This window comes from Promicromonospora alba, from assembly GCF_042654905.1.
In the GTDB taxonomy this organism is placed as follows: domain Bacteria; phylum Actinomycetota; class Actinomycetes; order Actinomycetales; family Cellulomonadaceae; genus Promicromonospora; species Promicromonospora alba.
In genome coordinates this window covers 187076-200217 of the sequence record NZ_JBHSFI010000009.1, presented here as the reverse complement: position 1 = coordinate 200217, position 13142 = coordinate 187076, and the positions used below count along the sequence as shown (strand labels likewise).

Annotated in this window: 10 protein-coding genes; 4 read left to right on the top strand and 6 right to left on the bottom strand. The window is 62.9% G+C overall.

Translation table 11 applies throughout. The features are described from left to right. Positions 1–147: 147 nt before the first annotated feature. Positions 148–810: a hypothetical protein gene (locus ACFO6V_RS26310; protein ID WP_377141633.1), complete on the top strand. Its 663-nt coding sequence runs from the start codon at positions 148–150 to the stop codon at positions 808–810. Between the two features lie 39 nt (positions 811–849). Here ACFO6V_RS26310 and ACFO6V_RS26305 read toward each other — a convergent pair whose 3' ends face one another. Further along, positions 850–1377 (bottom strand): PDDEXK nuclease domain-containing protein, encoded by a 528-nt coding sequence (locus tag ACFO6V_RS26305; protein WP_377141630.1) that lies wholly within the window; start codon positions 1375–1377, stop codon positions 850–852. A 315-nt stretch (positions 1378–1692) separates the two neighbouring features. On the opposite strand from ACFO6V_RS26305, the gene ACFO6V_RS26300 reads away from it, so the two are divergent. From ACFO6V_RS26300 to ACFO6V_RS26290, 3 genes are all read left to right on the top strand, one after another. Beyond that, positions 1693–2292: a hypothetical protein gene (locus ACFO6V_RS26300; RefSeq protein WP_377141627.1), complete on the top strand. Its 600-nt coding sequence runs from the start codon at positions 1693–1695 to the stop codon at positions 2290–2292. A 559-nt stretch (positions 2293–2851) separates the two neighbouring features. Then, positions 2852–3334: a hypothetical protein gene (locus ACFO6V_RS26295; RefSeq protein ID WP_377141624.1), complete on the top strand. Its 483-nt coding sequence runs from the start codon at positions 2852–2854 to the stop codon at positions 3332–3334. Positions 3335–3364: 30 nt separating this feature from the next. Further along, positions 3365–3817, top strand: a complete 453-nt coding sequence (locus ACFO6V_RS26290; protein WP_377141621.1) for a very short patch repair endonuclease — start codon at positions 3365–3367, stop codon at positions 3815–3817. Here the strand turns inward: ACFO6V_RS26290 and drmB are convergent. The 5 genes from drmB to ACFO6V_RS26265 are packed head-to-tail and all read right to left on the bottom strand — an operon-like array spanning position 3806 to position 13059. Next, positions 3806–5716: a DrmB family protein gene (drmB, locus tag ACFO6V_RS26285; RefSeq protein ID WP_377141618.1), complete on the bottom strand. Its 1911-nt coding sequence runs from the start codon at positions 5714–5716 to the stop codon at positions 3806–3808. The two genes, ACFO6V_RS26290 and drmB, sit on opposite strands and share 12 nt — an antisense overlap. Beyond that, complete coding sequence (locus tag ACFO6V_RS26280) at positions 5713–9210, bottom strand: helicase-related protein (protein WP_377141616.1); 3498 nt, start codon at positions 9208–9210, stop codon at positions 5713–5715. Before ACFO6V_RS26280 ends, drmB begins: the two co-directional genes overlap by 4 nt. Next, entirely contained in the window at positions 9207–10910 is a 1704-nt protein-coding gene (locus ACFO6V_RS26275) for a nuclease-related domain-containing DEAD/DEAH box helicase (RefSeq protein WP_377141910.1), read from the bottom strand. Before ACFO6V_RS26275 ends, ACFO6V_RS26280 begins: the two co-directional genes overlap by 4 nt. After that, positions 10907–12430 (bottom strand): hypothetical protein, encoded by a 1524-nt coding sequence (locus ACFO6V_RS26270; RefSeq protein ID WP_377141613.1) that lies wholly within the window; start codon positions 12428–12430, stop codon positions 10907–10909. The genes ACFO6V_RS26275 and ACFO6V_RS26270 overlap by 4 nt, the downstream gene beginning before the upstream one ends. Continuing rightward, positions 12427–13059, bottom strand: a complete 633-nt coding sequence (locus tag ACFO6V_RS26265; RefSeq protein ID WP_377141610.1) for a hypothetical protein — start codon at positions 13057–13059, stop codon at positions 12427–12429. The genes ACFO6V_RS26270 and ACFO6V_RS26265 overlap by 4 nt, the downstream gene beginning before the upstream one ends. Between the last annotated feature and the right edge of the window lie 83 nt (positions 13060–13142).

Sequence of the window (13142 nt, the reverse complement as noted above, 5' to 3'; positions counted from 1 at the left end):
GGCGTCGGCTGCGAGACGGCTGGTCAGTCCGTAAAGATATCCGCCGAGCTCCCAACGCAGTCTGGCGCTCCAAGCGGGCCTGGTCGACAATTGACGGCTGGGTCGATAGAAACCCTGCCCGTCCGCCAGTGGCGCATTACTCCCGCCATGTGCTTCCTTCGCGACCTCGGAGGTACCACCGCATTCGCCGAATCTTGCGACGAGGGTCACCAGCTCGCCTACGCCGGGATTGAGTGCGAGGACGACGAACAGGCGGTCGGCGCCCTGTTCGAGCAGCGACGCGAGGCGAACGGCTGGTCAGATGCCGTGCTGGTCGAGGACGAGTCCTGCCTTGCCGAACGCCGCCAGCAGGTCGACATTCCGGCCGCCGCCGCGAGGGCGTTCCAGGAGATGCAGATCGCCCCATCCGAGGTGAACGTGCAGCCGCCGGACGGTTGGACCCTGGTCAACATCGACACGATCGCCTTCACCGAGAGCCAACCCCGCACAATGAGCACCAGTTTGTTCGGCATACCCATAGAAATCCGGGCAGTACCGAGCAACTACTCGTGGGACTTCGGCGACGGATCGGCTCCTCTGGTGACCAGTGACCCCGGCGCGCCCTACCCGGCCCATACCGTCGCCCACGCTTACGTGAAGACGGGCGAGGCGGTCATCTCCCTCACCACCACGTGGCACGGCCAGTTCCGATTGGCCGGCGAACCCACCTGGTACGACGTGGCTGGGGAGGGGACAACCGTGTCGTCGTCGGGCAGCTTGGAGATCCTTGAGGCGAGGGCGCGACTTGTGGAAGACCTGTACGGCGGATGATGTCAGCGACGAGCCAGAGACGTGCGGCGTCGTGAGTTGTCACGGCGTCGGGGGTCGGGATCCGGTCGTGTCGATGCAGCGGTCGATGAGCGCGGTGAGTTCCACCGAGAGCGGCAGTTCGGCCTGTTCAGCGGCGGCCACGCCGTCGTAAAGCGTGATGGCGACGGGCCCGGGCTGCTGGTCAGCCGCGGCGTCGGTGCAGAGCAGGACGCCAACCGTAGGGCCGTGAACGTCGGATACGCGGACCAGGTCATCCACCAGGTCAAGCGTGTAACGGGCACGCGCGACAAGGGCTGGATCAAACCGGCCGGCCTGGACCTGGATAGCGATGTAGCGCATCTGGGTCACGTGGAAGAGCAGCAGGTCGACCGTGTAGTCCCGGTCATTCTCCGTGAGGCTCAGGTGGCGGTCGACCAGGCACATGTGACGCTCAGGGGTGGCCAGGAGATCCTCAAGGTGATCGACCACGATTCCAGTGAACGACCGTCGGATCGAGTCGACGAGCTCGCCCACCACGTCCTCGAACCCCTCAGGCCGGAAGTCCTCCGTGCGCTGGAAGAAGCTCACGAATCGCTCCCCTCGATCTCGTAGTCGCGGTCGAGGTCGGGACGGTGCGCGGCATCGGGCCAGGTGAAATCGCTCATAGCCCAAGCCTGTAGAGGCATTTCAGCATCCGCCACCTGAGTTGCATATGTGCAACGAAACAGCATGAGCCCAAGCGAGGACAGCAGCGCTTCATGACGAGTTCCTGGGCTGCCCATGCCCTACGTTGGCTGGATGTTGTGAATTATCACGGAAGCACCTTGCCGGGAAGACGGATATAGCGCACCCTTGCTACGGCCGTGTTCACTGAGTTCTGCCCGAAGTTGAGGGAGTTGCCGGATGGTCTCGTCCGCCATCACGCCTACGCGCACCATCGCCATCCTCATCGGAGTCGCAGTCATTGCGGTAGCCGGGTTCGCGGTCGTGCGCTCAGGAGTGTTCGAGCCGGACACGGTCCAAGGTGCGATCCCCGGCCTGGGCTCGTCGTCGCCCTCGGTCTCGGCGTCACCGAGCCCATCGGCATCGCTGTCCCCGACACCAACGGCCGCACCCGAGCCGACGACGCCGGCGCAGATCAAGGCGAAGAACATCGCAGACGCGAAAGCGCGGCTCGTGGAGTACTACGAAACGACGGCCGCCGTGGCGAACAATGGATACAAGGAGTGGCGCGGTCAACTGGTCCCGTTCTGGGGAAGCTTTGCCCTTCGTGATGCGATGAGCGGTGTATACACGCAACTCGCCGAAACGGGCCAGTACACGACTGGGGCGGCCACCGTCGAATCAACTCGTGTGGACTTTTACACCCCGGCCGACGAGGGCTTTGAGGAGGTCGGCATTGAAGCGTGCGTCGACTTTCGGATATTCAGACGTTTACCTCGGAGGGTAATGAGGTGGACCGTCAGGCTGGCGCTCCGACCCGGTATTACCTCAGCTACGTGATCCGTCACCACGGCCAAGATGGCGCGTGGGCAATTAACGCTGAAGAGCAGCACGTGGAGCGCGCATGCTAACCCCAGCCCGAGTGCGACGATTCTCCCGTGGTGCGCTGACTCTGATCTTCTTTGCAACTGCACTCGTACTAGCCCCTCAAAGCGCCGAAGCTACGGAATGTGTGCCGGTGACAGGGCCGGACGGGGTAGTCATTCCCTGTGAAACGGAAGGGGAGCCCGGCGAGCCAGGTGGGCCTGGCGAACCGGGTGATGGCGGGAATGGCAATACGCCTCGAGAGTGTTCTCTAGATGGACGTGTGGTTCCGTGTTCGAGCGAATTCGGCAGTTGGGATGGGAACTGCTATGTGCGCAGTGCTGTTGACCCTGTCCCTCCGAAGGGGGCTCCCGTTTGGGAGGGAAACGATGACGGGCTCATCATCGAGTGCAACCCGTACGAGTGCCTCGGTGGACCGAGTCCTTGCCCCGACCGCACGCTGGACTGGGCCGCGAACCCGCCTGCTGACACCGGCCCTTCCGCTGAACAGCTCGCACAGCGGGCCCTCTTGGCGATGAATCTCACGATGGGTGAGATTGGATCTACTCCGCCGGCAACCACTGCCAACCCGAATGCTGTCGGTGCTATTGGCCTGCCGATCTGGTTGTGGATTTCCAACCGGGCGGACAACACGACTGGTCCAATCCCGGAGACTGAAAGCGCACCTGGTCTGTCGGTTAGCGCGTTGGGCACGCTCGACCGCGTCGAGTGGACGCTGACCTCGGCAAGCGGCGCCACGATCGGCGCAGTCACGTGCGATGGTGCCAATGCAGCCGGCACACCGTATGACGGCCGCAACAGTGCAGAACCGTCTCCCACCTGTGGATTCGGTGCCGATCTAAACAACAGCCCCGGCATCCTGACACTTACCGGCACCGCCCACTGGGTCGTCGAGTGGCAGAGCAGCGGAGGGCAGAGTGGTCAGATCCCCTTTACGCCTCCGCCCAACAGCACCCAGATCCGGATCGGTGAGCTCCAGGCACTCGTGCGCGACTGACCGGGAAATTCAGGTTGTACCGTGGATGGCATGCCGTCACGTTCGATGAACGACTCATGGGCGTCGAGCCCGGGACGACGACGGAACATGCAGGCGAACCGCTCACGCGACACCAAGCCCGAGCTCGAAGTTCGCCGCGCGCTACACAGACTTGGGCTCCGCTATCGTGTGGCGATTGCACCCGAACCTGGCTTTCGTCGATGTGCGGACATCGTCTTCACTCGGGCACGCGTGGCCGTGTTCATCGACGGTTGCTTTTGGCATGGCTGCCCAGAGCACGGGCGATCGAGCTTCAAGCACAACGCCGACTACTGGCCCGCGAAGATTTCATCCAATGTTGTTCGCGATGCGGATACTACAGAGCGGCTTCACCAAGCTGGTTGGCGGGTCCTGCGCTTCTGGGAACATGAGGATCCCATCGAGGTTGTTGAGAACATCCGACGAGCGGTCATCGCCAAACCCGGGCGTCCCTCACGTGAATGAGGAGAGGTATCCGAGGGTGGGGTCTGCAAACGTTCCGACGACTAGGCCCCGGTCGAGAAAGCGGTTGAACTCCTCGCAGCTGGTTTCTGGCAGTAGGGCGCAGCCGTGACAGGCTGCCAGGTTGCAGGAATCGGGCCCCTGCCCCTTCTCCCCGGCATCCATACAGACCGGGTCAGTGGAGCACCACCCGGCGTTGCTGACTGCCGACGCGAACACAGAACGGAGGTTGTCGGGGCGCGCCATGCGCACCAGGCCACCCATCGTGCCCTCGGAGTCGCCTGCTGCCGTGTAGATCAGCAGGCCGGCCATTTCGCGGCCGGGGTTGGTGGAGACGTAGAGCCGTTCGCGGAGTGAGGCCGAGCTGTAGCCACAGGCGAAGACCAGTTCGTTGATCAGCAGGTGCCCGAGAGTGTGGAGCAAGACGAAGCGAGGACTGAGCGCCCGGTCCTGCAGCCCGCGCTGTGAGGCAACCCGCTCGTAGTGGTCAGTGACCTTCTGGGCGCGTGCCTGCACTTCGGCGCGGGCTTCCCATGCTGCCAGGGACTTGGGGTCAAGCCCGAAATAGATGCCCTCACCCTTAACTACATAGGCTGGCAACCAGTCCTGGACTGGTGGCAGTGGCTTACGGCGCAGCAAGGCCTTCCCGGCGCTGAGCTTCAGTACGTCGTCCCGCACACGAGTGAACCCCCGCAGTGCCCGAGTCTCGCGGAGCACGTCAACGGAGCGCACGCGCTCCAAGTAGGGTTCGAGATCGGCGTGGATACCGGGATCAGACGCCGTCAGGTAGTCGTCTCTGGGGGTTTCCCGGATGTGCTGGAACTCGGGATACCGCCACTCGTCGTCGCCGGTGAGCAACTCGGCGTCAGATTCCTCACCGGACTCCGGCTCGTCCTCGCCTACGCCGAGCAGGTCGCGGTAGCCAGCAATGAGCTCGTCTTCGGAGATCGGACCGAATAGCTCAGGTGGCACATTCTTGAGCAACTGGTCACGCAGCATCTGTACGTCCAGCTCGGCACCGAAGATGCTGTGCAGTGTGCGCATGGTGCCGCTGACGGCCGGGTGCCGCATCAGTTCGTGCATCTCGGCACTGACTGAGCCCTCATTGCGCGGCAGGTAGATCGATGACTCGACCTTCGGGAAGTAGACGTTGCCTGCTGCCCGTAGCGCGCCGCGCATGGGCCGACCACACCCCCCTTCGAGCTTGGCCAGCCAGGGGCGGGCTCCGGTGCAGAGATAGGGGTCGTTCGGCGAGGACAGACGGTCACTGAGGTTTGTGTGTTCTTCGCCGTTCACGAAGCGGGCTTCGGTGATGCCCCGCAGTGTCCGCTCGTTCTGACAGCCGTCACACACCACCCGCTGGCCTTCAAGACCGCCGCCGCCGACGGACTTCAGTCGCAACGTACCGTTGCAGGAAGGCCGGTGGGCGCGGTGCACCCACTTGTCGAATGGGAAGTCATCGAGATGCCCGCCAGCGCAGACCGCGACGAACGGCACCTGTGCCATGCGTGGCCGGTACTTCCAATCGATGTGCTTCTTGTCCTTGCAGACCACCGGCTGCTGCATAGTCAGAGTGGAGAGCTCCAGCCGCTTGCAGAACATGCAGAAACACCAACGGGGAAAGCGCAGGACCGGAACGGTTAGCTTGACGTTGCGGTTGTCGTTGCCCTGACCCTGGTAGCGGAAGTCGGGTGGCAGCCGGAATCCTGATACCTGTAGCCGCGCCTCCAAACGCCAGTCGTGCTCCTCGTATTCCTCGAGTGCCAGCGAGCTTGCGTCGCCGGGCTCGTACCAGTGATCGAGACCTGCAGTAATGACCGAGGTGCCGTTGACCAGCACGCTCATCGCGCCGACGCCGAACGGGGTTACGAGCTGGGCTCGCCTCATTGTCCCGTTGCTCATAGTCCGTCCTCTATTTCGGCATCGGCGTGGGCGTACGCCAGTGAGATCGCCAGGTGGCACTCCGCATCGACGTTGCGCATGCTGGTCGGCACATCCCAGATGGTGGCCTTACTGTCGAGATCAGGCAGCGTGCCGGCGAAGCGCATTAGTCCCTGCTTGGGATCTCCCCACGGTGCTGGGTTGGCTTCCCAAGTAGTGCGCTCCCAGCTGCGCCACTGTCGAGCGCGCGTGTCCGCCATACGTTCCAGGACAGACACCTCGCCCTTGTCGGCAATGAGGGCGCGCTCGCGGAGCAGCGCAATCGCCTCGTCGTACTCGGCCGACGGGAACGGGTACGGCGACAGCTCCTGCGGCGTGGTTTGCCGAATGTAGGCCACCGCGGCCGCATGGAGCGCCCGCCGCAGCACAGGGGTGGCGAACGGGGTCACCGACGTCGGCTCGACCTGTGCGTACAGCTGTTGGTGGTAGGTCAGGAAACGCTCGTAGTGGCTGCGATCGCGTGGCTTGGCGGCGCCGTAGATCGTGATAACAAGCCCAGGGCTGATATCAGCACGACGGCCAACTCGTCCGCTGACCTGGATGTACTGTGCAGTGGTCTTGGGCTGCCCGACGATCGTCATCAGGCCAAGGCGTTCGATATCGACACCGACTTCGATGATGTTTGAAGCGAGGCAGATATCGATCGCCTCCTGGCGCTCCTGTCCCGGAACGTAAGGGGCTTGAAGTTGTTCGATGGCCTTGGGAATTTCGTCAGAGCGGCGGCGGGAGGTCAGTTCCATGGTGCGGTTAGGCCAACGTGGGTTGATGCCATCGCGGCGGACCAGTCCAGTCAGATAGTCAGGGACGTCTGACTCTAGAAGCGACACAGTGTTGCCGAGTTCGCGCAGTGAGTTTAGGAAGTTCAAGTTCGTCCAGTACCCGTCGCGATCGCTCTCGGGCACCTTGGCCGCTGCCTGGAGGGTCGCAGCGGCGACACGAGTTTGGACGGTTTGCAGCGAGCCAAGTGACGCACTCATGACGCCGACGTATCGACGACCTGGCTCCAGCGTGCCATCTTCCAGCCGGGCTGGTTCGGCGAAGAAGGAGTGTCCTTCTTCCAGGCCATGCGGCGGGAAGAGGGCGACCTCCTCCCGTCCGAACAACCCCTTGATCTGGTCCTCATAGCGGCGGATGGTGGCGGTGGCAGCGATGATCTTCGGTGGGATCGGTTCCTTGCTCCGGCGGTCGGTACTCAGTTCATCGATCACGGGCTCGTACAGGCCAACCATCGAGCCGAGCGGCCCAGAGATGAGGTGCAGCTCGTCCTGGATAATCAGGCCGGGCGGGGACACGACGCGCTCACCTTGGTCATCGAAGCCGAAGAGGCTCCGGGCTTGAGGGCGCCAGGCCAGCATGGCGAACTTGTCGACGGTGCCGATAACGATAGAGGGGCGCACCTCGTAGATGTCTTCATCGACGACGTGGACCGGCAGTCCAGAGCGACGGGAGTATGGGCACTGCGAGTCGACACAGCGGAGGACGACCTTCTGCCCGACTTGGTCATAGCCGATGACGTCCTGACCGCCCCTGCCTCTGGGCTTAGTGCCCATCTGGGTGCCACACCACGGACAGCGCAGCAGCAGGAAGAGATTCTGCTCGTGCGGATTGCGGCGGAGTCGACCAAGAACATCGACGGCTTTCTTCCAGTTATTGGGCGTGGATGACCCGCCGAGCCAGATCCCGATCCCAAACGGCGACTCACCCAGCGCCTTGGCGTTCCGGCCGCGGATGTCTTCGAGTACGCATATCAGCGAGGCCGCCCGCAGAAATTGCTGCGCGGTTAGCAGCCTCAGCGTGTACCGCATAAGTGTGTCGGTACCCGCGTCTTGCGGGTTCCGCAGGCGTCGCGCGAGCAGGCTGATCGCGCAGGCGCCCAGGTAGGCCTCGGTCTTGCCGCCACCCGTCGGGAAGAAGATCAGGTCGACGAGCGACCGAGTCTTGCGTGACGGGTCGACCAGTTCCGGCAGGCTGGACAGGATGAAGGCGATCTGGAAGGGACGCCACGTTCCCCTTCCCTTGGGAACAACCGGCGCGGGATGAGTCCCTTTGACGCGCAGGACATCATCCTTGCCTCGCTCGACCTCACGGAGTGGGAAGTTCGACCGCACCTGTTGGTAGAGCATGGCTTCATTGGCCCACCGGAATGCTTGCTGAGCGGTGTAGTCCGATCCCACTAATTCCCAGCCGACCCGCATCCGCTCGAGGGCTGCCTCGGCGAGGTCCATGTGACGACGTGCAGGCGGACGAAACCGCCCCGGCAGGTCATCGATCTCCACCCGCCGGGCGTCGATCCACTCGCGGTAGAGCCGCAACACGGTCTCGACCTGGGCGTTGCCCTCGGGCGCACCGTCAGCGAGGGCCTTCATGCTGACCGTGACAGCTTGCCGCTCAGCTGTGTCGGTGAACAGATAGTTCCCGAGCTTGTCGGTCAAGTAAATGTTCGGGGTCAGGCTGACCACTTCATACGCCGGCAGTGCCACCGCCTTGACGACTGAGACGGGTGAGCTGGCGCCATCCTCCCACTCAGCGGCGCATCCGTGTCCGATGGCGTAGGTACGCTTGTTCCGATACAGCAGATCGATGGACTGTTCTTCCTCGTCGCGGTTGGGCAGCTCTACTTCGGGATACGGCTCGATAACGAGACCATCCGTCGCAGTGACGGTGAAGCCCACCTGGAACAAGGCGCTGCTCGGGCCGGTGCCCACGACCTGGTTCACGACGGCGACGGTCACCAACCGGAGTTGTGGGTCGTCGATTCCAGGGACCGGGCGGCTGAACACCTGCGTCGTGGGCGCGATACCGGGTGCATCCCCATCGGGCATGGTGGTGACGATCTTGAGCTGGTTGATCTTGTCGCTAAGCACACTCCCAGGCACCAAGCCAGACAGTATGAAGGGGCGTCGGCGCCACCAGTCAACCGGTTTGGTGAGCCCGGGGATGTGAACATTGAGCCGCTCGTAATGGGCTCCTGTCACCCTGACGCTGAGAGCGCCACCGGCTGGGACACGGCACTGGAACGAGATCGCCATGGCGGAGGGCTTGAAGCTGTTGGCGTCGGTCAGGTCAAAGTCGTCGGAATCCGCTTCGTCGTGACGAAGCGAGCCTTGGACCTCGACCGGTGGACCTTTGGGGTCTTCCTCACTACGCGCTACTCCCGCGAATCCGGTGAGGTCGATATCGTCGTCGCTGGACTCCGCAATTGCCGTTCCTACGATTGCCGCACCGCTGTAGAGCACGCCGATGCCGTAGCGCGTCAGCGGTGTCCCGATCGTCAGGATCTCCTGTTTGGTCGGACGGTCATGGAACTGCCCCCGACTCTCCTCTACCGTCGCAAAGGTGATGGCTCCGCTGGTGCAGTCGACTGGCTTCCCTGAGGGCTCTTCGTCACCTAACGGCCCGAAGAGTTCGCGCCGCAGTTCGGTTTCGACTATGTCGCGAGCTTCGAGTCCGCTCATGCAGATCCTCCTATAGCAGCACGGAGCGTGGTGGCTTCGATAAGGGCGATAAGCCGGTCGGTCGCCCGGGTCAGGCCGACATAGAGCAGGGACTCGAAGTTCCCGGTCGCAATTGTCTGGTCCAGGTCGGTGACCACGACAGCCGGCGAATCCAATCCTTTGAAGGATTGGATGGTCGCGTACTGCACATGACCCGGGCGGGATGGCAGTCCATCAGCAGGTTCCAGGATCTGGCGCAGCCACGGATCGTCGGTGGTGACTGCGGTTGATCCGCCACGCTGAGGGCTGAGTACAACGATCTCGTTCAGCTCGTACCCCTCGCTCTTCAGGCTGCGGATGGCCGTCGCCAGGAGTGCTGACTGGTCCTGCCCTGCTTGGTACTGACGGAAGATCGGGTCGACACCGTCGTCGAGGCGGCGGAACTGCTGGTAGCCGGGCTGGAGGCGGCTGAATAGGTTCACCTGGTATCCGATGCGCGGCAGGTTACGGCAGTTCTGGATCAACTTGTAGCTCGACAGGTACGGTGCACGGGCCCGGAGGCGGCCGCGTCCAGACTCGTTCGCGAACACAGACTGCCGCTCGAAGTCGCCAAACAGCAGCAAGCGCCCTTCTTTGAGCCCGCCCGTGACCATCAGATCGAGGACGTCGAGGTACGGCTCAGTCGCGATGTCCTGTACTTCGTCGATGATCAGGAAGTCGCCCGCGAGCCGGTCGCCGCCTTCGAGCAGTGATTCCATTGCGCGCTCGGGCAGTTCTTCACTCCAGAAGTCTGGCGTTGCGTGCACTGGAGCACGATCAAGACCGGCCAGCCGAAGGAGCTCCTGGTGGAAGGTGCCAACCGTCAGGCCCTCGAATCCGGCCAGTTCGCTGGCGAGGCGCTTGGCGAGGAACCGGTTAAAGCACAACAGGCGGCCATGCTTGCCGGTTGCTATCTCGCGACTGGCCGACTCTTGGGCCAGGAAAGTCTTGCCAGAACCTGCCGGTCCGGAGAACAGGACGCCACGGTTCTCACTGGCAGCATCGAGGGCAAGGAACTGTTCCTCGACGAGGGTGATCAGCTGAGACTGGCGGGTTCGCCGACGGTCGCCAGCGACGGTTGCCAGCTCAAACTTGGGCCGCAGTAGGCCCGCGATCCGCTCTGCTGCCTCGTCGTTCGGGCCGACACCGCCGTAGGTGAAGTGCTTGATCTTGTCGTTGAGGTGCTTGGTGCCGGCGGCGAGTGTTCGGAGGATCGCTCTGGGAGCCGCCTTGAGATCTTCACTGTCCATCACTTGCCAGTTATGCCACTCGGGGCTCGGTGGCAGCATCGTGCGGGCGCGAATGCTGGTGAACCAGACGGCGGAGAGCATCGGGATCGACCGTAGGTCGACCTTCTTGGTCTCCAGATAATTGCGCAGGCTGTGCATGGACTCACCGGCCTGTTGAAACGGTCCGCGACTGGTCGGCACGTCATTGCCGAGCTTCCAGGTGCCATCTGGCCGGCAATCGATTTTTTGATGGGACTTGACCTCTATGACCAGGACGCCTATGTCGGGGACGATCACGACGAAGTCGGCCTCGCCTTCGACCTGGCGGACATGATCAGCGATCCCGAGCGAGTGCAGGACGAGCCAGCCGCCTGTGTCGCTGTCCTTTAGAAGTGCGGCGTGAATCGCCTTCTCACCGGGGGGCGCGTCGTCTCGGCAGAACGACGGCATCATTCGAGCCACTGCCCGCTCCTATCTTCAAACGGCACCCTTGCGTCGTGCCGTGGCACGATCTCGGAGTATGGGGAAATAGCGAGGACGCGGGTTGCGAGAATTCCCCGGAAGCCATCGCTGGTGCCTTCCAAGCTGAGGTGCCCGCTGGCTTTTAGTTCGGTGAGGTCGGCGGCGGAGGCAGCGGCTTCCAGCTGCTTCCCGATCTCGGCGCTCGCTTGGTAGAGCATCTTGCGTAGCAACGTGGCGTGGCCGAAGGTCGGCTGGATGGGGATGCCAAGCCACTGCAGGAGTGATTCGAAGTCCTGATCGCTTATAGGGCGGATCAGGCTGGGGTCAGTCCAAGCTCGTGCCCGGTCGACCGTCTTGACGCCAACGGCTCGGAGATCTCGCGCGACCTGTCGATAGCCATGCTGCTGTAGGCGCCGGCCGAGCCGTTGCTTCCAGGCAGCCTGGGTAGCATCCACCACCTGCCCTCGCAGACCGAGCTTGGCGAGGGCTGCCTGGTATAGCGCGCCCCGTTCGGTCACTCCCTGTCGGAGCAAGAAGTAAGTGCCTTCGCGGACAGCCGCCACCTCGGTATAGGCGACGCGTTCACCGGGCGGCTGCTGTGGATCGAGGGAACGGATGCGCTCGCCGTCGTCTAGCCACATCGCCAGGTTGCCGCTGAGAAGAATCTTGCGAGCACTGACTTCTTCACTGGTGGGCTCACGGTCGTCGGATTCCCTCTTGCCCCATACCGGTCGCGGCAAATAGGCGTCCTCGTCGTCTGCTTCGACGGGGACGTTCTGCTCAGGTTCCGAGGTATCGCCAAGCGTGAAGATCCTAGCTTCGACTCGGATGGACCCTTCGGCATAGCGAGCGATGGCGGAGCGCGGGACGCTACGGTCGCCAAACCACGCGGGTAGCAGGAAGCTGACTTCGTCGGTCACAGGAGCGGTGACCAGTGACGAGCGGTAAAACCTTGGCGGCCCGACGACGTACGCCTGGCCGCGGTCTGGCTGGTCACGCTCAAGATCGCCGGCAGCCAGTACCAAGATGCCGTATTTCTGTAGCCACGACTCGAGTGCGAGTTGAGCGCGGCGGCTGGCAGCGATCACCACGGACTCGCGAGGCCCTGCTTCGAGACAGGCTTGAAGCAGCGCGGCACCAAGGGCTGATTCTCTTTCACTACCGACAAGGGCGGCGGCGGATTCTGCAAGATCCTCGAGGAGCGACTGATCGGCAACCGCCCCTCGGAGGCGGCGAGCATGACGCCCCACCTCGTCGGCCAGTTCGACCATTCCCGAGTTGAAGTCCATCGGTTGCGGCTCGGTGATCAGGCGCCAGCGCAGGGCCTTAGATACCCCCGCTAAGTCGTCCCACAACCCTTGTCCATCGTCGCGGAGCGCGTTCAACAAGTGGCGTACGGCAGCATTGAAACGCGCCCCCTCAGGATCTCCAACTGCGAAAATTTCGACCCCGCTGTGCACAATAGTGGCCGAGGCAGCGTAGCGCCGGTCTAGCCCCTCAATCCGGCTCATAGGGCGACCGTGAAAGCCAAGGCTTCGACTCCTGGCGGTGGGCGCCAGCCAAGGTCATCGCCTAGTGACAAGGGTTCGCCTCGAGTATTGCGTAGCTGCATCAGGAGTTCCGCACTGGTCTCGTCTACAACGGATCGATCAAGTACGCAGATAACTACCGGGACCTCGATATCAGCCAAGTACTTGATCGCCCCGTTTCCATCGAGAACTACTGCGTTTAAGTCCTGCGGCAGTGGGAGGTGTTCCGCGAGCCTTGCTGACGCATAGAGGCGAGTAAACCAGGTTGCGACCCGTCCAATTTTTGGCATGAGTAACGACCTGATTTCACTCGACGGCAACTCGTCGTTCTCTCTCGCGATATGCGCCTCGAAGTCTTCATTTAACCAAGTCACTGTTCCGACTATGGCGAGGTCGGCAGCAGGTAGAGCGAGACGGGCATCCCATGCGAGATCTAGACGCGCCATGTGTTCGATACTCCCCGGCTCGGGGCGGGGCGTCCGTTCTGGTTGCTCTATCTCGGGGAGGGGGGCCAGCGCTCGGATGCGGTCGACCATCCAGGGAGATCCGGAAAATTGAACCCTGGGTGGCTGCGTTGCTTCGTTCAGCGACGAGAAGACCCCGGTGATCACGTGACTACTGTTCACTGCCCTGAGCGGCTGACCCGGTCTCATATCGCGGAGGGCTTCCAAGGGTTTCGCAAGGACAGGTGCGT

Excerpts from the sequence above, each read along its gene's own strand:
- ACFO6V_RS26310 (WP_377141633.1), top strand. The coding sequence starts at position 148 with ATGTGCTTCCTTCGCGACCTCGGAGGTACCACCGCATTCGCCGAATCT.
- ACFO6V_RS26300 (WP_377141627.1), top strand. The coding sequence starts at position 1,693 with ATGGTCTCGTCCGCCATCACGCCTACGCGCACCATCGCCATCCTCATC.
- ACFO6V_RS26295 (WP_377141624.1), top strand. The coding sequence starts at position 2,852 with ATGAATCTCACGATGGGTGAGATTGGATCTACTCCGCCGGCAACCACT.
- ACFO6V_RS26290 (WP_377141621.1), top strand. The coding sequence starts at position 3,365 with ATGCCGTCACGTTCGATGAACGACTCATGGGCGTCGAGCCCGGGACGA.
- drmB (WP_377141618.1), bottom strand. The coding sequence starts at position 5,716 with ATGAGCAACGGGACAATGAGGCGAGCCCAGCTCGTAACCCCGTTCGGC.
- ACFO6V_RS26280 (WP_377141616.1), bottom strand. The coding sequence starts at position 9,210 with ATGAGCGGACTCGAAGCTCGCGACATAGTCGAAACCGAACTGCGGCGC.
- ACFO6V_RS26275 (WP_377141910.1), bottom strand. The coding sequence starts at position 10,910 with ATGATGCCGTCGTTCTGCCGAGACGACGCGCCCCCCGGTGAGAAGGCG.
- ACFO6V_RS26270 (WP_377141613.1), bottom strand. The coding sequence starts at position 12,430 with ATGAGCCGGATTGAGGGGCTAGACCGGCGCTACGCTGCCTCGGCCACT.